Source organism: Streptomyces sp. NPDC056987, from assembly GCF_042673865.1.
Taxonomy (GTDB): domain Bacteria; phylum Actinomycetota; class Actinomycetes; order Streptomycetales; family Streptomycetaceae; genus Streptomyces.
The window spans coordinates 52503-71306 of record NZ_JBHURV010000041.1; the positions used below are offsets into that span (position 1 = coordinate 52503).

Sequence of the window (18804 nt, forward strand, 5' to 3'; positions counted from 1 at the left end):
CATGGCGCAGCAGGAGACGGACCAGGGATACGAGAGCGGCACCTCGGTGGCGGAACCGGGGGACGGGTTCGTCGTGGACACGGAGGACGCGGCGGCGCGTGAGCTGGCGCACCGCGAGCGCGGCACGTCCCGCCCGATCACCGTCGTCGGGAACCCGGTGCTCCACAAGGAGTGCCGGGACGTCACGGAGTTCGACGACGAGCTGGCCCGGCTGATCGACGACATGTTCGCCAGCCAGCACACGGCCGAGGGCGTGGGCCTGGCGGCCAACCAGATCGGCGTGGACCTGAAGGTCTTCGTCTACGACTGCCCGGACGACGACGGCGTACGGCACGTCGGCGCCGTCTGCAACCCGGTGCTGGAGGAACTACCCCCGTCGGAGCGCCATCTCGACGACTCCAACGAGGGCTGCCTCTCCGTGCCGACCGCGTACGCCGCGCTGGCGCGCCCCGACTACGCGGTGGTCCGCGGTCAGGACGCGCAGGGCAGGCCGATCAGGGTCGCGGGCACCGGCTACTTCGCGCGCTGCCTCCAGCACGAGACGGACCATCTGTACGGCTACCTCTACATCGACCGGCTGTCGAAGCGCGACCGCAAGGACGCGCTGCGACAGATGGCGGAGAACACGCCGCGCTACGAGGTCGTCCCCAACTCCTGAGCGGTGCCGGGCTCCTGGGCGGTGTCCGCTTCCTGGTCCGTGCCCGGTCCCTGGGCCTGCTGCGGGTCGTCCGGGTCGTCCGGGGCGTCAGAGGTATCCGGGGCGTCCGGGTCGTCCGGGGTGTTCCGCGCGCCGCCGGACGTCGCCCCGTCCCGTGGCGGGAGGAGGCCGGCGGAGGGCTCCAGCGACCCCGGGTCCACCGTCCGCAGGTACGTGCCCCAGATCCGTACGGGGAAGACGTTGCCGCGCTCGGTGTCCGGGCCGCCGACGCCCTGCATGCCCAGGAGTTGCGGGGTGTCCGGCTTCGTACGGAACATCGTGATCGCCGTCGACAGCTTCTCCGTGGAGCCGATGAACCACGCCGAGCGCATGTAGTCGCCCGCGTTGGTGCCGCCCGCCCAGACGGGCGCGCCGGCCGGCCGGGGCGCCCGTACACCCTGGTCCTCGCCGGCCGCCGGGTCACCTGGGTCCCCCCGGTCCTCCCGCTCCACCAGTTCCTCCTTCGCCAGTGCGGCGAGGGCGTTCTGCCCTGTGTTCAGCAGTGAGGCGGAGACCTCCGCGGCCACCTCGGTCCTCATCGCACGGAGCGGCTCCGGCCTGGTGAATCCGTCGACGGGGACGCCGTCGCGCTCGACCGAGGCCACCGAGTACGGCTCGGTCCTGCTGCCGTGGTTGACGAAGGTCGTGTAGGCGCCGGCCAGCCGGACGGCGCTGGGGGTCGAGGTGCCGATGGAGAATGTCGGCTCCAGCTTCGCCATGGACTCCTCGCGCAGCCCGGCCGAGACGGCCATCCGCCGGACGTTCCGCAGCCCGACCTTCTTGCCCGCGTTCACGAACGGGGCGTGCCCCGTGCCCAGCATCGCCCTGGCCAGCGGCGACCCCATGAACGCGGGGACGGCCACCGGGGTGTCCGGCGCGAGCGGGCCCGGTGGGGCGGTGTCCTTACCGCTCGGCTCCGGGCCGGAGCCGTACTCCAGTGCGGCGGCGTACACGAACGGCTTGAACGCGGACCCGGCGGGCACGCCCGAGGTGTCCGCGTTGTTGCTGAAGTGGGTGATCGCGTCGGCGCCGCCGTACACCGCGACGACCGCGCCGTCCTCGGGCCGTACGGACGCGGCGCCGACCTCCACATGGCGGTCGGCCGGGCGCTTCTCCGGGTCGAGGCCGTCCTTCCGTACCTTCTCGACCGCCTTGGCCAGCGCGTCCACCGTGTCCTTCTCGAAGGTGGTGTGGACGCGGTAGCCGCCGCCCGCGAGATCCTTGTCGGTGATGCCGCCGCGGCTCTTGAGGTACTTGTTGGCGATGTCGACCAGATAGCCGGTCTGCCCGGCCTGGCTGGTCGGCTTGACCGGCTTCCTCGGCTCGGGGAAATCCTTGTACGTGGCGCGTTCGGCGGCGCTCAGCACGCCCGTCTCGACCTGACGGTCCAGCACCCAGCTCCAACGGTCCACGGCCCGGCGGTGGTTGGCGGGGCTGAGGGAGGGGTCGTAGCTGTCCGCGCCCTTGAGGAGGGTGGCGAGCAGCGCGGCCTGGCCGGCGTCCAGATCCTTGGCGGGGACGCCGTAGTAGGCGTACGCGGCGGCCTGGACGCCGTACGAGTCGCGGCCGAACCAGGAGGTGTTGAGGTAGCCCTCCAGGATCTCCGCCTTGGTCTTCCGGTTGCTGATCTTCAGCGCGAGGACGAGTTCCTTGACCTTGCGGCTGACCGTCTGGTCCTGGGTGAGGTACGTGTTCTTCACGTACTGCTGGGTGATGGTCGAGCCGCCCTGGGTCTCCTCGCCCTCGATGATGCTGAGGGCGGCGCGGCCGATGCCGGTGAAGGAGACGCCCGAGTCGGAGTAGAAGTCGGCGTTCTCCGCGGCGATGACGGCGCGCTGCACGGAGGCGGGGACCTGGGCGAGCGTGACGTCCTGCCGGTTGACGTCGCCGACGCTCACCATGCGGCTGCCGTCGGCCCAGTAGTAGACGCTGGCCTGGCGGCGGGCGGAGTCGTGTGCGCCGGGTATCTCTACCTGGGCGTAGACGACGGCGAGCAGGCCGCCCAGGGACACGGCCGAGAGCAGGGCGACGCCGGAGACGAGCTTCCAGGACGGTGTCCAGCGCCGCAGGCCGCGCCGTCCGTGGCGGGGGTAGTCGATGAGCCGTCTGCGGGCGGGAGCGGGGGGCTCGCCGACTTCTCCCGTACGGGAACGCTTATGTGAACGTTTTGTGCGCGTTGGGGACTGTGTGGTGCGGCGCGACCGGGGCGCGTGGGGCAGTCTCATCGGTGCGGACCTCCTCCTCGGTCAAGAGCCCCACCGTGGGGAGGTGGTGGCTCGGACTCTGGAATGGAGAGTTCCGGCGGGTGGTGGAGGTTGTTGCTCTCCATGGAATCTTCACAACTGGCAGGTTTGAATATCCGGAAGGTCGGACCTAAGGATCCTGTCACCCAGGGTGTTCAGGCCATGCGTGACGTTCACGCCACGTGGGAGGGGCCCCGGAAGGTGCGGCGGTACGCGTGCGGCGTCGTCCCGAGCGTGCGGAGGAAGTGGTGGCGCAGCCCGGCCGCGTTCCCGAACCCGGAGCGCCCGGCGACGCTGTCCACCGTCTCGTCCGTCCCCTCCAGCAACTCCTGTGCCAGCAGTACGCGCTGGCGCAGCAGCCAGCGGTACGGAGTCGTCCCCGTCTCCTGCTGGAAGCGGCGGGCGAACGTACGCGGCGACATGTGTGCCCGGGTGGCGAGCTGTTCGACCGTCATCTCCCGGTCGAGGTGGCGCTCCATCCAGCCGAGGACCTCGCCCACCGTGTCGCAGGGTGAGGCGGGCAGCGGGCGCTCGATGAACTGCGCCTGCCCGCCGTCCCGATGCGGCGGTACGACCATGCGGCGGGCGATCGCGTTGGCGACCTCCGGCCCGTACTCCTTCCGTACGAGATGGAGGCAGGCGTCGATGCCGGCCGCGGTGCCCGCCGAGGTGATGACCGGGTCCTCGTCCACGTACAGCACATCCGGTTCGACGACCGCCCGGGGGAAGGCGCGGGCCAGCTCCTCCGCGTGCCGCCAGTGCCCGGCGCAGCGCCGCCCGTCCAGCAGCCCGGCGGCGCCGAGCACGAAGACCCCGGAGCAGACGCTGAGCACCCGCGCCCCGCGCCCGACGGCGCGGCGCAGGGCGTCCAGCAGCTCGGGCGGGTAGGCGCGGTTGACGTACTCCTGTCCGGCGGGCACCGCGATCAGATCGGCCTCCTCCAGCCGGTCGATGCCGTGCAGGTCGCCGATGGTGAACCCGGCGTGGGTCCGCAGGACGGGCCCCTCCGCCGACACGACGGCGAACTCATGGACGGGCAGGCCCTGGTCGCTGCGGTCGAGGCCGAAGACCTCGCAGAGGACCCCGAGTTCGAAGGGGTGCACGCCGTCGAGGAGGACGGCGGCCACATTGGTCAGCATGATTCCAGTGTGCCAGGGCGTTGGCAGTAATTCGATGGTCGATGACAGTCCTGCCACTGCCGCCGGGGGTGCGGGGCGGCGACAGTAGGGGCATGGACATTTTCGTGACGGTTATCGCCCTTATCGCCCTCTTCGCTCTGGTGCTCGCACCGCCGCTGTACTGGCACCTCAAGGACCTGGCCGTCGACCGCCAGCTGCACCGCGCGGAGCACCCGACGGAGCACCCGACGGAGCAGCGCTCGGAGCACGAGCGGCGCCAGGGGCCACGGGCAGCGGGGAGGGCCGGATTGACGGCGAGTCCGTTGAGGACGGCGGGAGTTGGTGTCGCCGCCGGTTCCATGGCGCCCGTCGTTCGTACGGGCGTTTCCCCGTTCCGCGCCCATGGTAGGAAGTGAGGCGGGGGACCACGGCCGTAGGGGTCGTAGGGGTCGAAGGGGGAGACGCATGGCGAGCACGGGGACCGGCTCCATGCCGGGGGACGAGTTCTTTCTTCCGGGGAACTCCTCCTTCACCGATTTCCTGACGGCCCACCGCCCGGAGCTGCTGGCCACGCGCCGCTTCCTGCCCCCGGGCGCCCGGCCCGCCGCGGACCAATTCCCGCACGGTACGACGGTGTTGGCGCTCACCTACCGGGACGGCGTACTGATCGCCGGTGACCGGAGGGCCACGATGGGGAATCTCATCGCGCAGCGCGATCTGGAGAAGGTGCATGCCACCGACGACTTCACCGCCGTGGCCTTCGCGGGCACGGTCGGGCTCGCGGTGGACATGGTCAGGCTCTACCAGGTCGAACTGACGCACTTCGAGAAGATGGAGGGCATCCCCATGACCCTCAACGCGAAGGCGAACCGGCTGGCCGGGATGGTCCGGGAGAACCTCGACCAGGCGATGCAGGGCCTCGTCGTGGTGCCGCTGCTCGCCGGGTACGACGAGACGGCCCCGGAAGGCGCGCGGGGACGCATCTTCAGCTTCGACGTCGCCGGCGGCCCGTGGGAGAAGCGGGACTTCCACGTGGAAGGGTCCGGATCCCCGTTCGCCCGGGGCGCGTTGAAGAAGCTGTACCGCGCGGGGATGGACCGCCGCGACGCCGCCCTGACCGCGCTCCAGGCGCTGTACGACGCGGCGGACGACGACTCGGCCACCGGCGGGCCCGACATCGGCCGCGCGATCTACCCCATCGTCTCGGTGATCACGGAGGACGGCTTCGAGCGGCTGCCCGAGCCCGAGACGGCCGCTCTGAGCCGCGCGATGATCGCCGGACGCCGGCACCGCCCGGACGGTCCCCCTGCCACACTCTGACCCCATGAACCGTTTCGACATCGACGACGATCTGGTGCGCACCCTGGTGCGTGAGCAGCACGCGGACCTCGCCGGGCTGGATCTGCGACCGGTCGACGGCGGCTGGGACAACCAGATGTGGCGCCTCGGCGAGGAGTTGGCCGTACGGATGCCGCGCACGGAGCAGGCCCCCGCGCTGTTGCGCAACGAGCACCGCTGGATGCCCGAACTCGGTCCTCGCCTGCCGCTTCCGGTCCCCCTCCCGGTGCGCGTCGGCGAACCGTCCGCGCGCTTCCCGCGCCCCTGGACCATCACGACCTGGGTGCCCGGCGAGCCGGCCGACCGGACCCCGGTCACCCGGGGCGGGCCCGCGGCCGACTCCCTGGCGGAGTTCCTCCGGCTGCTCCACCGGGAGGCGCCCGCCGAGGCACCGGTCAAGCCGCACCGTGGGGTGCCCCTCGCCGCGTTGACGTCGCACTTCGAGAGTTCCGCCGATGCCGTCGGCGGCCTGGACGGTGAGCTGAGGGCCGTCTGGGACGAGGCGGTCGCGGCCCCGGAGTGGCAGGGACCCCCGGTGTGGCTCCACAGCGATCTGCACCCGGCGAACGTCGTCGTCGCGGACGGCACCCTCGCGGGTGTGGTCGACTTCGGCGACCTCTGCGCCGGTGATCCGGCGACGGACCTGGCCGCCGCGTGGCTGCTGCTGCCCGCCGGCGCGGACCTCCGCCTCCTGCACGGGTACGCGCACGCCGACGAGGCGATGATCCGGCGCGCGCGGGGCTGGGCGGTGCTGCGCGGCATGAACCTCCTCGCCATCGGCCGGGCCGGTGACCGGGGCCTGCCCGGCGGCAAGGTGACCTGGGGCCCGGCGGGCCGGGCGACGCTCGACCGGGTGCGGGCGTCGTGGCGGAGGGCGGGCCTGCCCCGATGAGGAGCCTGGAGATCGTTCCGTTCGAGAGCGGTTTCGCGGAGCGGGCCGCGCTCCTGCTGGCCGAGGCCCATGCCGACGGCGGGGCCGGCCGCCCGGCCGGGGTGCTGGATCTCGCGGACCCGGGCGTCGCCCGCCGCCTGGTGGGCGAGTGGCAGGGATCGGGGCCGGGAGTGGCCGCCGTACGGGACGGCAGGCTGACCGGGTTCATGGCGGCGACCGTGTCCCGCCTGCCCGGAGAGCAGTGGGCGCGGATCCGTCTCCCCCAGTACGCGTGCGAGCGGCATGAGCGGCACGAGCGGCGCGCGACCTGGCGGAGCCTGTACGCGGCGCTCTCGGGCCGGCTGGCCGGTATCGGCGCGTACGACCACGCCGTGGAGGTCCCGGCGTACGACCGGGAAACGGTCTCCTGCTTCTTCGAGCTGGGCTTCGGGATCGACCAGGTCAGGGGCTTCCGCCCGGTCACCGGCCCGGAAACGCCGGCGGAGCCCCCGCGGGGGACCCGGCTGCGCGCGGCCCGGGCCGGCGATCTCGCCCGGATGTTCGAGCTGGCCGTGGAGTTGCAGCGCTTCCACACCGCGGCGCCGGTCCTGCGCCCCGCCCTCTCCGACCTGCGGCCGATCCGGGAGGCGATGTCGGCGGCGTTGACGGACGACGCCCAGCTCCTCCTCGTCGCCGAGGAGGACGGCCGCCTGACCGGCCTGGTCCAGGCCGCCGCGGACGCCCGCCGGACCGGCGCGGCGACGATCGGCCTCGCGGTGGTGGCCGCGCCGTCCCGGTCCACCGGTGTGGGCACGGCGCTGGTCACCGCCGTGGGGGAGTGGGCGGCGGGCCGCGGCTTCGACGCGTACGGCGCCGAGTGGTCGTCGGCCAACCAGGTCAGCGACGCGTTCTGGCGCGGCCGGGGCATGGTCCCGGCACGGTTCAAGCTCAGGCGGCTGATCGACTCCCGCGTGGCGTGGGCCGAAGAGCGCCTGAGTTACGGGCACTTCGGGTAGCGACCGACGGGTTGGTCACTCACCCTTTTCAGGGCGGTGCTGATGGAACAGATCGACGCCCTCCACGAGCCCCTTCTGCAGCACCTCCGCGTTCTCCTCCTTCATGAGCCACTCCAGCGCCTCATGGCTGTTCGGGGTGGGCGTGACGAGCTTGTACTGGGCGAGATATCCCGCCAGGCGTTCGAGGAGCAGACTTGACTTGATCCCGATCTGCAAACCCTGCGGCTGCTCGGCGAAGGCCGCGCGGATCGGTTTCTTCCCCCGGTGATAGCTGTCCAGGATGTGGAACTCGCGGGCGAGCTGATTGCGTTCGGGGGTCAGTCGCCCCTCGGGCGTGCTCGACAGGATCTGGGTCAGCGTCCCCTTGCCCCGGTCGTACGTGTCCCCCATGGCGAGCTTCAGCGCCGCGGCCGCCTCCCGGCCGAACGCCCGCAACTCGGTCGAGATCTTGCGCTGTCTCACGTTCTGCGGCTTCTCCTTGGAGCTGTAACGCTCCTCGACCGAGTCCAGGGCGTGCTGCATCTCGTGCGTGATGGTCGCGGCGAACTTCCGCAGCTCCTCCGCGGAGGCATTGGCCCCTGGCGGTGCGATCTGCAACGTGCCGCCGACCGCCTCCGGGGCCAGGGCGAACAACGCGCGCGAACCGGCCGACGGCCCTGCCTGCTCGTTGATCGCGATCGTTTGGGGCGAGGCGTTCAGGGTCTCGAACAGATCGCGGTACGGGACGGAGAAGTCCTTCCCCGGCTGCTCCCCACCCGATGCCTGGCTCAGCAGAGCGGTGAACGCGTCAGGCGCGAGATGCTGCTTGGACCACGGGGCTTGTGCGTAGTCGACAGCACGCTGCACGGTCAGGCCGGCCCGGCCCGAGGACGCGTGCGCCGTGGCACCGGGGCCGGCCGCGTGGCCGGGGCCGTGAGCAGGCCCGTGAGCAGGTCCGTGAGCAGGCCCGCGCTGCTCGATCATTCTGGCCACCGCGGCATTTCCCGCACTGCTCTGCAACGCCGTGTACGCCGCGTACGCCGTGGAGTCGGCACCGGGCGCCGGCGTGTTCGCTGCCGCCGTGTTCTTCGCCGGCGTTTTCGACTGCTGCGGTCTCTCGTGAGGTGCCTGCATGCGTCTCTCCAACCCTCCCGGCCGCGCCACGACCCACTGGTGAAGTTTTAGCCCGGCGGCAACTACTGGAATTCCCGCGACGTTTCACTGTATTGGCTTGTGAGGTACGTGAGGGTGAGTGTAGAGGGACGGCCTTCTGCCGGTCGCCGGTGGTCAGTTCGGCCGGCGCAGTCCGGCGACGAGGAGCCCGACCAGCCGGCGCGCGTCGTAGCGGGTATCGCTCTCCGCGCCGATGCAGAGGTTCCCGACGCCGCGCATGAGTTCGTACGCCTCCAGGTCCGGCGGGATCTCCCCGGCGGCGGCCGCGGCCTCGACCAGTTGGCTGCACACGGGCAGCAGGCGGTCGAGGAAGTAGGCGTGCAGCGCCTCGAAGCCGGTGTCGTCGGAGCGCATCGCGGAGGCGAGGCCGTGCTTGGTGACCAGGAAGTCGACGAAGAGATCGATCCACTGCGCCAGCGCGGCGTGCGGGGTCGCGCTGCTCGCCAGCAGGGCGGGACCGGCCTCGGCGCAGGCCTCGATCTGGTGCCGGTAGACGGCGATGACGAGATCCGCCCGCGTCGGGAAGTGGCGGTAGATCGTGCCCAGCCCGACACCGGCCTTGGCCGCGATGTCGCGTACGGGCGCCTCCACGCCCGACGTGACGAAAACCGCGGCCGCCGCGTCGAGCAGTGTCTCCTTGTTGCGCCGGGCGTCCGTGCGCTTGGGGCGGGCCGCGGGCTGTGTGCCCGTGGGTTCCGTGCCCGTGGGTTCCGTACTCCCGTTGTCGTCGTTCATCGCGCCATTCCTTCCGCTGTCGGGCTCGTGCCCGGCGTGCTCACGTCTTCCGGTCTTCCGGCTTGCCAAGCGGAACGGTGTTCCGTATGTTTTCTGGAACAGGGTTCCGTTTACTTATGGTGTCAGAGCGGGGGCCGGCGGCTCAACCGCGCCGTGCGACGGCTCGTCGCCACCCGTGTCGCACCACCTGTCGCCACCACGCTTATCGCCATGCTTCACCCGCAATGGAGGAACACAGCCATGCAGTACCGCACCTTGGGCCGCACCGGCGTGCAGGTCAGCTCGCTCGCGCTCGGCGCGATGAACTTCGGCGCGATCGGACGCACCACCCAGGACGAGGCCACGGCCATCGTCGACGCCGCCCTCGACGGCGGGATCAACCTCATCGACACCGCCGACATGTACGGCGCGGGGGAGTCGGAGGAGATGGTCGGCAAGGCCATCGCCGGCCGGCGCGACGACATCGTGCTGGCCACCAAGGCGACCATGCCCATGGGCGAGGAGCGCAACCACCGGGGCAGCTCGCGCCGCTGGCTCGTCACCGAGCTGGACAACAGCCTGCGCCGCCTCGGTGTCGACCACGTCGACCTCTACCAGATCCACCGGTGGGACCCGAGCACCGGTGACGAGGAGACCCTGTCGGCCCTGACCGACCTGCAACGCGCCGGAAAGATCCGGTACTTCGGCTCCTCGACCTTCCCCGCGTACCGCATCGTGCAGGCACAGTGGGCCGCCCGGGACGGCCATCTGAGCCGTTACGTCACCGAACAGCCCAGCTACTCGATCCTCCAGCGCGGGATCGAGGCCCATGTCCTGCCCGTGACCGAGGAGTACGGACTCGGTGTGCTGGCGTGGAGCCCGCTCGCCTCGGGCTGGCTGTCGGGCGCGATCCGGTCAGGACGGTCCCTCACCACCCACCGCTCGACGCTCATGCCGGAACGTTTCGACACCACGCTCCCCGCCAACCGGGCCAGGCTCGACGCGGTCGAGAAACTGGCCGGAGTCGCCGAAGGTGCCGGGCTCACGCTGATCCAGCTCGCGCTCGGCTTCGTGACCGCGCACCCCGCCGTGACCGCCGCGATCATCGGCCCCCGCACCCCGGACCACCTGCGCTCGCAGCTCGCCGCCGCCGACACCGTGCTCCCCGCCGACGTACTGGACGCGATCGACGCGATCGTCGCCCCCGGTGTCGACCTCGCCGCACACGAGAAGTTCGACACCCCTCCCGCGCTGCTCGACGCCTCCCTGCGGCGCCGCTGACCGGCCGGGCCCCGCACTCTTCCGGAAGCGGCGCGCCCGTACCCGGCGCGCCCGGTGCTGAAAGGACCAACAAGCTCCATGCCACAACCGACCCGGCCCCGATTCGGGATCATGACCGCGCCCCAACAGGTCGATTACGACGACATCCTGCGGGTCTGGCGCGAGGCGGACGCCATCCCGGAGATCGAGCACGCGTGGCTGTTCGATCACCTCATGCCGATCGCCGGCGCCCCGGGCGGAACGGCCCACGAAGGCTGGACACTGCTCTCCGCCCTCGCCGCGCAGACCCGGCGACTGCGCCTCGGCGTGCTCGTGACCAGCAACCGCTTCCGGCCGCCCGCGATGCTGGCCAAGATCGCCGCGACCGTCGACATCGTCTCCGGCGGCCGGCTCGACTTCGGGATCGGCGCCGGTTCACGGCCCGGTCACCCGCTGGCCCGGCGCGAGTACGACGCCCACGGGCTGCCCTTCCACGACGCCGCCCACGCCGTGGCCAGCCTCGACGAGGCGTGCACGGTGATCCGGCGGCTGTGGACCGAGACCGAGCCGTTCGACTTCGACGGCACCTACGTCCGGCTCACCGGGGCGTTCTGCAACCCCAAGCCGGTCCAGCGGAACCCGCATCCGCCCCTCCTCATCGGCGGACGCGCGTCCTCGACGCTGCGCGTGGTCGCCGCCCACGCCGACCTGTGGAACATCCCCGGCGGCGACATCGAGGACGTCATCGGCCGCAGTGCGCTGCTGGACCGCTACTGTGCCGAGATCGGCCGCGACCCCGCCTCGATCACCCGCTCCATCCACCTGCCCGTCTCGTACGACCGGCCCGGCGCCACCCGGGACGCGATCGGCGAGGCGACCGGCGCTGGTTTCCGGCACATCGTGCTCGGACTGCCGACGCCCTACCCGGCCGGTGTCGCCCGCTGGGTCACGGACGAACTCATCACGCCGTCGGCCTGACGGGCCCGTCCGTACGGGTCTCCTCCGGCGCGGAGCCGGACTGTCAGTGCCGCGTGCGAGACTCCCGGCATGACTGAACCCGATCCCAAAGCGGAACTTCTCCGCTATCTGCAAGAAGTCCGCGACGCGCTGCTGTGGAAGCTCGAAGGGCTTTCGGAGTACGACATACGCCGCCCCATGACGCCCACGGGGACCAACCTGCTGGGCCTGGTCAAGCACGTCGCCTCCGTGGAGATGGGGTACTTCGGCGAGACGTTCGGACGGCCGTTCTTCGAAGGGGAGCCTCCGCCCTGGTGGTACACGGAGGACGCCCACCCCAACGCGGACATGTGGGCGAGCGCGGACGAGTCACGCGAGGACATCGTCGGGCTGTACCACCGGGCGTGGGAGCACTCGAACAGGACGATCGCGGAGCTGCCCCTCGACGCGATCGGCCACGTGCCGTGGTGGCCGGAGGAGCGGCGCGAGGTGACCCTGCACCGCATCCTGGTGCACGTCATCTCCGACGCCCAACGCCACGCCGGGCACGCCGACATCGTGCGCGAACTCATCGACGGGACCGCCGGACTGCTGAAGCAGAAGGACAACATGCCACCGGGCGACCAGGCCTGGTGGGAGACGTACCGCAGCGGACTGGAGCGCGTGGCGCGAGAAGCCGGCCAGGGCTGAGCCCGCCCCGCCGCGGCCCGGCGGGGGACGGGCCCGGCCGTGCGACGGAGGTGATCTCCGGTTACCGGGGACCGGGATGCGCAACCGGCCCACCTGAGCAGGGCCGGTCGGCCAGTATGGGCAGATCATGGATACTCATATCAATCCCACTCAGCGGCTGGCCCTGGTGACCGGCGCCAACAAGGGCATAGGGTTCGCGGTCGCCGAAGGGCTCCTCGGTCTGGGGATGACGGTCTACCTCGGCGCCCGCGACACCTACCGGGGCACATCGGCCGTGTCCGCCCTGGCCGCGCGTGGATACGACGCGCGATTCGTCCAACTCGACGTCACCGACCAGGCGTCGGTCGACGCGGCGGCGGAGACGATCGCCTACGAGGCCGGCGGACTCGACATCCTGGTCAACAACGCCGGTGTGCTCGCCACCCCCATCCACCGGCCGAGCGGCACCTCGGTCGAGGAGATGCGCGGAACGTACGAGATCAACGTGTTCGGCGTCGTGGCGGTGACCAACGCGATGCTGCCGCTGCTCCGCCGCTCCTCGGCCGCGCGCATAGTGAACCTCACGAGCAACCTCGGCTCCGTCTCCCTCGCCGCGTCCAACAAGGCGTTTCCGCAGTTGCTGGCCTACAACTCCTCGAAGGCCGCGCTGAACGCCGTCACCGTGACGTACGCGAACGAACTGCGCGCGGAGCCGATCCTGGTCAACGCGGTCTCCCCCGGATCCGTGGCGACCGACCAGAACGGACACGTGGGCGCCCTGACCGCCGCGCAAGGAGCCCTGCTCCCCATCCGCATGGCCACCCTGCCCCCCGGCGGCCCGTCAGGCACAGCCGTCACCGCCGACGAAGACCTGAGCCACCACCCGCTGCCCTGGTGACCAGCCGCCCGGCCCCCTGACGACCCGACGAGGACCCGACTCCGGCCCCGCGGAACACCCCGGCGCGCACAGAACGCCCCAGTGCGCGCCCAGGCGTTCGGCGGAGGACCAGACGTTCGGCCGACTGCCCCGGCCCCGGCTCCCGCTCCCGCCGAACAGAGCGCCCTGGCCTCGTCGCGGTCCGCCGGTCCGCCGGTCAGCCGGCGCGGCGGGAGCGGGCCAGAGCGATCCCGCCGAGAGCCAGGCTGATCAGCCCGACCACCAGGGCCACAAAGGCCCCGCCGCGCCCGTTGCCGGTGCCGATACCACTGTCGGAGGTGGCCACCACCAGCCCACCGAGGGCCATGGCGATCACTCCCGCCACCAGGGCGGCGATGGGCCCGCCGCGCCTGTAGCCGGTGCCGATACGACCGGCGGAGCGCAGAGCCAGCCCACCGACGGCCACGCCGGTCAGCCCCACCAGCCCGGCCGCGATGGCACCGAGTCGCCCGGCGCTCATGGTGAGAGCACTGGCGGCGACCGGCTGGAACGCGGCGTGCGCGGCCGCGGGTACGGCAAGCACGAATCGGACTGACATGAGGTGCTCCTTCACTACGGGGGTACGTGGCCCGAGCATGTCCGCCGGACCCACCGCCGGTCGTCCGGCAGGCGCAGGCAATTCGCGCTGCGGCCGATGCCGCATCCGCCTGCCGTGGACGCTGCAGGCGCCGCGAAGGTACTGCGTGCGCGGTAGCCGTCCGCTCGTCCGGGAGCAGGACTCGCCCGCCGCGAGATCCGGCTACGGTGCGCGCATGACTACAGGACGGTTCCGTGTTCGGGCCGCCGCAAGAGACTGGGCGATCGCCGTCTGTGTGGCGGCTGTCCTGCTGGTCACCGGGCTGTCCGGACAGCACCCCGCCACAAGCCTCGACCTGCTCGGCTACGTGCTGTTGGTGGCCGGTGGCCTGGCGCTGGCTGCCGGACGCCGTGCTCCGGTCACTGTCCTGGCCGTCACCGGGATGTGCGCGGTGGGTTACCAGGCGGCCGGTTTCGACGTGGCGGCCGTGGCGTATCTGTTCGCGGTGTACGCCGCGGTGCGGGCGGGACACCGCGTCATCACGGTGGCGGCGTCCGTGACCCTGCTGGCCGCTCTTCCGCTCGCGGCCCTGGTCTCCCTGCACGACATGGGCGAGGCGTTCGCGCAGGCCCGGGGCGCCCTTGAGATTGCCTGGCTGATCGCCGCCGGGGCCGCGGGCGAGGCGCTGCGGCAGGCCGAGCGGCGGGCTGACGAAGCCGAGCGCACCCGGGAGGAGACCGCGCGGCGTCGCGCCGACGAGGAGCGGCTGCACATCGCGCGAGAGTTGCACGATTCCCTCGTCCACCAGATCTCGATCATCAAGGTGCAGGCCGAGGTCGCCGTTCACCTGGCACGTAAGCGTGGCGAGGAGGTGCCGGAGGCCTTGCTGGCAATCCAGCAGGCCGGTCGTGAGGCGACCCGGGAGCTGCGTGCGACCCTGGAAGCGCTGCGCGACGTCGACACGCCCCCGCCCCGTGGGCTCGACGACGTCCCGGGCTTGGTGGAAGGTGCCCGGATGGGCGGCTTGGACGCGAGGCTCACGACCGACGGACAACGGCACCACGTGCCGGCCGCGGTGGAACGGACCGTCTACCGGATCGTTCAGGAGTCGCTCACAAACATCACCCGACACGCCACCGCCACCACCGCATCGGTCCACATCGACTACCGCCCGGACGCCCTGACCATTCACATCGATGACGATGGCAAGGCCACCCCGTACGCCGCTCCGACGCCCGGCGTCGGGCTGCTCGGGATGCGCGAACGCGTGACCGCCCTCGGCGGTCGGCTGCGCGCCGAACCCCGCAGTGGGGGCGGCTTCACCGTCCGGGCCGAACTCCCCGTGGACCGGACGTCATGATTCGTGTCCTGCTGGTCGACGACCAGCCGCTCATTCGCAGCGGATTCCGCGCGCTCCTCGAAGTCGAGGACGATATCGAGGTGGTGGCCGAGGCCGGCGAAGGGAAGGAGGGCCTGGCTCTGGCGAAGGAGCACCTGCCCGACGTCGCGCTCATCGACATCCAGATGCCGGTCATGGACGGCATCGAGGCGACCCGGCTCATCGCCGCGGAGCCGACCCTGGCCCGGGTACACGTCGTCATCCTGACCAACTACGGCTTGGACGAATACGTCTTCGACGCGCTGCGGGCCGGCGCTGCCGGATTCCTCGTCAAGGACATCGTGCCGGAGGACTTCCTGCACGCCGTACGCGTCGCCGCGCGCGGCGACGCCCTGCTCGCACCGTCAATCACCCGAAAGCTCATCAACAGGTATGTCACCCAGCCGCTCGACGCGGCCGCCCGCACGGGGCTGGAAGAGCTGACCAACCGCGAACGCGAGGCCGTCGCCATGGTTGCGCGGGGCCTGTCCAACGACCAGATCGCCGACCGCATGGTGATCAGCCCTGTGACCGCGAAAACCCACATCAACCGGGCCATGGCCAAGCTCCGCGCCCGTGACCGCGCTCAGCTCGTAGTCCTCGCCTACGAATCCGGCCTGGTAACGCCACGCAACTCCTGACCCCCACTCCCGGCGGCCGACGGTTGTGTCTTCCTGCACGCGATTCCGCCCGGTTGCCGTCCTGCGGCCCCCTCGGGCCGTGGCGGCGCTCCGCCCGCAAGCGGAGCGTCGGTCAGCCGTGGCCGCGGACCTTGCGTACGCCGAAGACGGCGGCACCGGCGGTCAGGACGGCGGCTCCGGAGAGGACGGAGGCCAGGGGCAGGGCGAGGGCGAGGAGCGCGCAGCCGGCCAGACCGAGGACGGGAACGGCGCGGGGCGGGCGGCCCTCGGCCGGGGTGAGAGTGAGGGCGGCGGCGTTGGCGACGGCGTAGTAGGCCAGGACACCGAAGGAGGAGAAACCGATCGCTCCGCGTAGGTCGGCGGTGGCGGCGGCGATGGCGACGACTGCGCCGACGGCGAGTTCGGCGCGGTGGGGCACGCCGAAGCGCGGGTGGACCGCGGCCAGGCTGTGGGGCAGATGGTGGTCGCGGGCCATGGCCAAGGTGGTGCGGGAGACCCCGAGGATCAGCGCGAGCAGGGACCCGAGCGCGGCGACGGTGGCACCGACTCGCACGACGGGGGCCAGAGCGGGGACGTCGGCCGCTCGTACGGCGTCGGTGAGCGGCTCGGTCGAGTGGGCGAGCCGGTCGGGCCCGAGCACCGACAGGACAGCGACGGCGACCGAGGCGTAGACGACGAGCGTGATGGCCAGGGCGACGGGGATCGCGCGGGCAGGGTCACGGACTTCTTCGCCGAGGGTGGCGATACGGGCGTAGCCGGCGAAGGCGAAGAACAGCAGCCCGGCCGCCTGCAGGACGCCCCTCGCCGTGGCGTCCGCGCCGATGGCCAACCGGGCTGCCTCGGTGGTCCCGCCGGTCAGGCAGGCGGTGACCACCGCGGCGAGGACCGCCAGAACGATGGCGACGATGACGCGGGTCAGCCGCGCGCTCTTCCGCACGCCGGTGTAGTTGAGCGCGGTCAGCGCCACCACGGCCGCCACCGCGACCGCGTGGGCCTGACCGGGCCAGGCATAGGTGCCCACGGTCAGCGCCATGGCCGCGCAGGAGGCGGTCTTGCCGACGACGAACGCCCAGCCGGCCAGGTAGCCCCAGACGTCACCGAGCCGTTCACGGCCGTAGACGTAGGTGCCGCCGGAAGCCGGGTAGCGGGCGGCCAGCTGTGCCGAGGACGTGGCGTTGCAGTACGCGACCACCGCCGCGAGAGCCAGCCCGAGCAGCAGCCCGGACCCGGCCGCCCGGGCCGCCGGAGCGAGCGCGGCGAAGATACCCGCCCCGATCATCGACCCGAGACCGATCAGCACCGCGTCGGACATCCCGAGGCGCCGCTTCAACTCGCCGTCACCGGCCGAGGCCCGCACCACGTTCACCGCCTGCTCCCTCGCGGCGGCTCGCCGCTCATGCCCGCACACAAGATCTCGGCGCACCGTAGCGGAGCAAGGTGTCCGGCCGGAACCAGTGATCCAATCTTTCGTGAATTCCGACCCGTCCGCGGGACCGGTCAGGTGTGAGTGGGCCGGACGTCAGGAGGTGGTGGTGTCCCGCCGGGTGCTGGTGAAGGCGATGAACGTGGCCCACTGGTCGGCGGGGACGTTGAGTATGGGACCGGGGACTGTCTTCGAGTCGCGGATGAGGACGGTGGTGGGGACGAGGGCCACCTCTACGCAGTTTCCGCCGTCTGTGCCGCTGTAGCTGCTCTTGAACCACACCAGATGGGACGGCCAGTCCGTGGAGCCTTCGGTGTTCATAGCTCTCCTGCCATGCGCTCGATCAGACGGGCAGACTCCACCGCGTTCAGGGCCTGTGTACGCAGCTTGCCATAGCGCAGCCCCAAGGTGCTGACCGTTGTGGCGTCGGTGATCACCAACCCCACGCCCTGCGACTCGATGTAGCCGACCTGCCGGTGCTCCAGGGTCTCCAACAGCACCATAGGTCCGTTGTGCCCGAGGTGGAAGTCGCTGTCCGAGGGCATCACTTGGATCGCCACATTGCGCGCCTGGCCCAGTTTCAGCAGATGGTGAAGCTGCCCCCGCATCACGTCACTATCGCCCACCGTCGTGGTGAGGGCGGCCTCCCCGATGATGAAGCATGTCTCGACCATGGGTGTGCGGGTGAGCAGCCTTTGTCGGCCGAGCCTCGCTTCTACGTTCTGCTCGATCATCTCGTCGCTGAGCGGCGGGCAGCTTGCGGTGAAGAGCGCCCGCGCGTAAGGCTCGGTCTGGAGCAGTCCCGGGATCAGTAACGGCTCGAAGTCGTACCGGCTCACCGCCTCCAACTCGAACTTCGCGAAGTCCTGGAAGAACGCCGGGAGTTTGGCCAGGTCCACGTCGTCCTGGAGCACCGCCAGCGTTCCGGCGGCCTTCAGCACCGTCTCCGCCGCGTCCGTGAACGCCGACTTCGCCGGGCGGCGCCCCTGTTCGATCGAGGCGACCTGCTCGTACGAGTAGCCGACCGCGTCGGCGAGTTCCTGCTGGGTCAGGCCCGCGCGGTCGCGGTGGAGCCTGACCATCTTTCCGTAGCCGACCCAGATACGAGGTCGGCCGTCATCCTGAGTCCGTTGCTTCTTCTGGCTCTGGCGGCTGGTTCCCATACGCCTCACACCCCATCGTGTGTGCCGATGCGTGCATAACCTTCCTTGTGCAACGCGCCGCGTCCCGGCGCCGTTACGGACCGCGACCCGTACAGAATCGGGGTTCGGTCCGTACCGGCTGGTCAGGTACGGCCGTCTGCCCTGGTGACGTTATCCGGGTAACGGGACGGTTACCCTATGGAGTCGGAAATTTCCCTCGCCGAACCGGGCTCGCCGCCGGCCTTCTCGCCGCTCTTCCCGGTCTCGCGGATCAGGCTCAGTTCCAGCCATCGCGGTGCCCGGCTCGCCCGGTTGCTCTGTGCTCAGCAGCTCGACTCGTGGGACGTTCCGCGTACCGCCCCCGCCTCCGGCGCGGTCTCCGCGATCGTCGCCGAGCTGGCCGCCAACGCGGTGACCCATGGCCGCACCCCCGGGCGGGACTTCGAGGTGCGGCTCGGGCTCGGGGCCGACCGGGTCCGGGTCGAGGTCATCGACACGCGGCCCGGCCGGCTGCCCCGCGCGCCCGGGATCTTCCCGCCGCCCGACGGAGAGTCGACCGGCGGGCGGGGGCTGCTGCTGGTCGCCGCCCATGCCGACCGGTGGGGGTGGGGCGTACGGGATCCGTACACCAAGACGGTCTGGGCAGAGGTGAGGTACAGCGCGGCCGAGTACTTCTCCTGAAGGTGACCGCCGCGCAGTTGCTCGCGACGGCCACGCCCTTCCCGTACATG

The 18804-nt window shown here is 71.3% G+C and carries 20 protein-coding genes; 12 read left to right on the forward strand and 8 right to left on the reverse strand.

Annotated elements, in window-relative coordinates; translation table 11 throughout:
* Nucleotide 1: 1 nt before the first annotated feature.
* Entirely contained in the window at nt 2-658 is a 657-nt protein-coding gene (def, locus tag ACFTZC_RS34125; RefSeq protein WP_382896405.1) for a peptide deformylase, read from the forward strand.
* Here the strand turns inward: def and ACFTZC_RS34130 are convergent.
* On the reverse strand, nt 634-2922 hold the full coding sequence (locus ACFTZC_RS34130) for a transglycosylase domain-containing protein (RefSeq protein ID WP_382896408.1): 2289 nt from the start codon (nt 2920-2922) through the stop codon (nt 634-636). The genes def and ACFTZC_RS34130 overlap by 25 nt on opposite strands.
* Before the next feature lie 191 nt (nt 2923-3113).
* Nucleotides 3114-4079: a helix-turn-helix domain-containing protein gene (locus tag ACFTZC_RS34135; protein WP_382896411.1), complete on the reverse strand. Its 966-nt coding sequence runs from the start codon at nt 4077-4079 to the stop codon at nt 3114-3116.
* A 92-nt stretch (nt 4080-4171) separates the two neighbouring features.
* Here ACFTZC_RS34135 and ACFTZC_RS34140 point away from each other — a divergent pair, with 92 nt between their 5' ends.
* The 4 genes from ACFTZC_RS34140 to ACFTZC_RS34155 are packed head-to-tail and all read left to right on the forward strand — an operon-like array spanning nt 4172 to nt 7283.
* Nucleotides 4172-4474, forward strand: coding sequence for a hypothetical protein (locus ACFTZC_RS34140; protein WP_382896414.1), 303 nt, complete (start codon nt 4172-4174; stop codon nt 4472-4474).
* Between the two features lie 49 nt (nt 4475-4523).
* On the forward strand, nt 4524-5378 hold the full coding sequence (prcB, locus tag ACFTZC_RS34145) for a proteasome subunit beta (RefSeq protein WP_382896416.1): 855 nt from the start codon (nt 4524-4526) through the stop codon (nt 5376-5378).
* Nucleotides 5379-5382: 4 nt separating this feature from the next.
* Nucleotides 5383-6288, forward strand: coding sequence for a phosphotransferase (locus ACFTZC_RS34150; RefSeq protein ID WP_382896419.1), 906 nt, complete (start codon nt 5383-5385; stop codon nt 6286-6288).
* Nucleotides 6285-7283, forward strand: a complete 999-nt coding sequence (locus ACFTZC_RS34155) for a GNAT family N-acetyltransferase (RefSeq protein ID WP_382896422.1) — start codon at nt 6285-6287, stop codon at nt 7281-7283. Before ACFTZC_RS34150 ends, ACFTZC_RS34155 begins: the two co-directional genes overlap by 4 nt.
* A gap of 15 nt (nt 7284-7298) precedes the next feature.
* Here the strand turns inward: ACFTZC_RS34155 and ACFTZC_RS34160 are convergent, their stop codons facing one another.
* Together ACFTZC_RS34160 and ACFTZC_RS34165 are read right to left on the reverse strand one after the other, a co-directional pair.
* Entirely contained in the window at nt 7299-8396 is a 1098-nt protein-coding gene (locus ACFTZC_RS34160; protein ID WP_382896425.1) for a hypothetical protein, read from the reverse strand.
* A gap of 153 nt (nt 8397-8549) precedes the next feature.
* Nucleotides 8550-9170 carry a TetR/AcrR family transcriptional regulator gene (locus ACFTZC_RS34165; RefSeq protein WP_382896427.1) on the reverse strand — a complete coding sequence of 207 codons (621 nt, stop codon included), beginning with the start codon at nt 9168-9170 and terminating at the stop codon, nt 8550-8552.
* A 240-nt stretch (nt 9171-9410) separates the two neighbouring features.
* Between ACFTZC_RS34165 and ACFTZC_RS34170 the strand changes: the two genes are divergently transcribed.
* The 4 genes from ACFTZC_RS34170 (at nt 9411) to ACFTZC_RS34185 (ending at nt 12933) form a co-directional block, all read left to right on the forward strand.
* Nucleotides 9411-10430 carry an aldo/keto reductase gene (locus tag ACFTZC_RS34170; protein ID WP_382896430.1) on the forward strand — a complete coding sequence of 340 codons (1020 nt, stop codon included), beginning with the start codon at nt 9411-9413 and terminating at the stop codon, nt 10428-10430.
* A 78-nt stretch (nt 10431-10508) separates the two neighbouring features.
* Nucleotides 10509-11387, forward strand: coding sequence for an LLM class flavin-dependent oxidoreductase (locus ACFTZC_RS34175; protein ID WP_382896433.1), 879 nt, complete (start codon nt 10509-10511; stop codon nt 11385-11387).
* Nucleotides 11388-11456: 69 nt separating this feature from the next.
* Nucleotides 11457-12056, forward strand: coding sequence for a DinB family protein (locus tag ACFTZC_RS34180; RefSeq protein ID WP_382896435.1), 600 nt, complete (start codon nt 11457-11459; stop codon nt 12054-12056).
* Nucleotides 12057-12183: 127 nt separating this feature from the next.
* Nucleotides 12184-12933, forward strand: a complete 750-nt coding sequence (locus tag ACFTZC_RS34185; RefSeq protein WP_382896438.1) for an SDR family oxidoreductase — start codon at nt 12184-12186, stop codon at nt 12931-12933.
* A 196-nt stretch (nt 12934-13129) separates the two neighbouring features.
* Here the strand turns inward: ACFTZC_RS34185 and ACFTZC_RS34190 are convergent, their stop codons facing one another.
* Nucleotides 13130-13510 (reverse strand): DUF6223 family protein, encoded by a 381-nt coding sequence (locus ACFTZC_RS34190; protein ID WP_382896441.1) that lies wholly within the window; start codon nt 13508-13510, stop codon nt 13130-13132.
* 214 nt (nt 13511-13724) lie between these two features.
* On the opposite strand from ACFTZC_RS34190, the gene ACFTZC_RS34195 reads away from it, so the two are divergent.
* Together ACFTZC_RS34195 and ACFTZC_RS34200 are read left to right on the forward strand one after the other, a co-directional pair.
* A complete protein-coding gene (locus ACFTZC_RS34195) occupies nt 13725-14849 on the forward strand; it encodes a sensor histidine kinase (protein ID WP_382896444.1) in 1125 nt (374 codons plus the stop codon).
* Nucleotides 14846-15508: a response regulator gene (locus ACFTZC_RS34200; RefSeq protein WP_382896447.1), complete on the forward strand. Its 663-nt coding sequence runs from the start codon at nt 14846-14848 to the stop codon at nt 15506-15508. The genes ACFTZC_RS34195 and ACFTZC_RS34200 overlap by 4 nt, the downstream gene beginning before the upstream one ends.
* Nucleotides 15509-15620: 112 nt before the next feature.
* Here ACFTZC_RS34200 and ACFTZC_RS34205 read toward each other — a convergent pair whose 3' ends face one another.
* The 3 genes from ACFTZC_RS34205 to ACFTZC_RS34215 all read right to left on the reverse strand — a co-directional run bounded on the left by ACFTZC_RS34205 (nt 15621) and on the right by ACFTZC_RS34215 (nt 18094).
* Nucleotides 15621-16820 (reverse strand): APC family permease, encoded by a 1200-nt coding sequence (locus ACFTZC_RS34205; protein WP_382896485.1) that lies wholly within the window; start codon nt 16818-16820, stop codon nt 15621-15623.
* A 207-nt stretch (nt 16821-17027) separates the two neighbouring features.
* A complete protein-coding gene (locus ACFTZC_RS34210) occupies nt 17028-17252 on the reverse strand; it encodes a DUF397 domain-containing protein (RefSeq protein WP_382896450.1) in 225 nt (74 codons plus the stop codon).
* Entirely contained in the window at nt 17249-18094 is an 846-nt protein-coding gene (locus tag ACFTZC_RS34215; protein WP_382896453.1) for a Scr1 family TA system antitoxin-like transcriptional regulator, read from the reverse strand. The genes ACFTZC_RS34210 and ACFTZC_RS34215 overlap by 4 nt, the downstream gene beginning before the upstream one ends.
* A 177-nt stretch (nt 18095-18271) precedes the next feature.
* On the opposite strand from ACFTZC_RS34215, the gene ACFTZC_RS34220 reads away from it, so the two are divergent.
* On the forward strand, nt 18272-18754 hold the full coding sequence (locus ACFTZC_RS34220) for an ATP-binding protein (protein WP_382896455.1): 483 nt from the start codon (nt 18272-18274) through the stop codon (nt 18752-18754).
* Nucleotides 18755-18804 lie beyond the last annotated feature (50 nt).

Excerpts from the sequence above, each read along its gene's own strand:
- ACFTZC_RS34185 (WP_382896438.1), top strand. The coding sequence starts at position 12,184 with ATGGATACTCATATCAATCCCACTCAGCGGCTGGCCCTGGTGACCGGC.
- ACFTZC_RS34190 (WP_382896441.1), bottom strand. The coding sequence starts at position 13,510 with ATGTCAGTCCGATTCGTGCTTGCCGTACCCGCGGCCGCGCACGCCGCG.
- ACFTZC_RS34150 (WP_382896419.1), top strand. The coding sequence starts at position 5,383 with ATGAACCGTTTCGACATCGACGACGATCTGGTGCGCACCCTGGTGCGT.
- ACFTZC_RS34215 (WP_382896453.1), bottom strand. The coding sequence starts at position 18,094 with ATGGGAACCAGCCGCCAGAGCCAGAAGAAGCAACGGACTCAGGATGAC.
- ACFTZC_RS34200 (WP_382896447.1), top strand. The coding sequence starts at position 14,846 with ATGATTCGTGTCCTGCTGGTCGACGACCAGCCGCTCATTCGCAGCGGA.
- ACFTZC_RS34195 (WP_382896444.1), top strand. The coding sequence starts at position 13,725 with ATGACTACAGGACGGTTCCGTGTTCGGGCCGCCGCAAGAGACTGGGCG.
- ACFTZC_RS34130 (WP_382896408.1), bottom strand. The coding sequence starts at position 2,922 with ATGAGACTGCCCCACGCGCCCCGGTCGCGCCGCACCACACAGTCCCCA.
- ACFTZC_RS34205 (WP_382896485.1), bottom strand. The coding sequence starts at position 16,820 with ATGTCCGACGCGGTGCTGATCGGTCTCGGGTCGATGATCGGGGCGGGT.
- ACFTZC_RS34170 (WP_382896430.1), top strand. The coding sequence starts at position 9,411 with ATGCAGTACCGCACCTTGGGCCGCACCGGCGTGCAGGTCAGCTCGCTC.
- ACFTZC_RS34210 (WP_382896450.1), bottom strand. The coding sequence starts at position 17,252 with ATGAACACCGAAGGCTCCACGGACTGGCCGTCCCATCTGGTGTGGTTC.
- ACFTZC_RS34165 (WP_382896427.1), bottom strand. The coding sequence starts at position 9,170 with ATGAACGACGACAACGGGAGTACGGAACCCACGGGCACGGAACCCACG.
- ACFTZC_RS34135 (WP_382896411.1), bottom strand. The coding sequence starts at position 4,079 with ATGCTGACCAATGTGGCCGCCGTCCTCCTCGACGGCGTGCACCCCTTC.
- ACFTZC_RS34160 (WP_382896425.1), bottom strand. The coding sequence starts at position 8,396 with ATGCAGGCACCTCACGAGAGACCGCAGCAGTCGAAAACGCCGGCGAAG.
- ACFTZC_RS34140 (WP_382896414.1), top strand. The coding sequence starts at position 4,172 with ATGGACATTTTCGTGACGGTTATCGCCCTTATCGCCCTCTTCGCTCTG.
- def (WP_382896405.1), top strand. The coding sequence starts at position 2 with ATGGCGCAGCAGGAGACGGACCAGGGATACGAGAGCGGCACCTCGGTG.
- ACFTZC_RS34175 (WP_382896433.1), top strand. The coding sequence starts at position 10,509 with ATGCCACAACCGACCCGGCCCCGATTCGGGATCATGACCGCGCCCCAA.
- ACFTZC_RS34180 (WP_382896435.1), top strand. The coding sequence starts at position 11,457 with ATGACTGAACCCGATCCCAAAGCGGAACTTCTCCGCTATCTGCAAGAA.
- ACFTZC_RS34220 (WP_382896455.1), top strand. The coding sequence starts at position 18,272 with ATGGAGTCGGAAATTTCCCTCGCCGAACCGGGCTCGCCGCCGGCCTTC.
- prcB (WP_382896416.1), top strand. The coding sequence starts at position 4,524 with ATGGCGAGCACGGGGACCGGCTCCATGCCGGGGGACGAGTTCTTTCTT.
- ACFTZC_RS34155 (WP_382896422.1), top strand. The coding sequence starts at position 6,285 with ATGAGGAGCCTGGAGATCGTTCCGTTCGAGAGCGGTTTCGCGGAGCGG.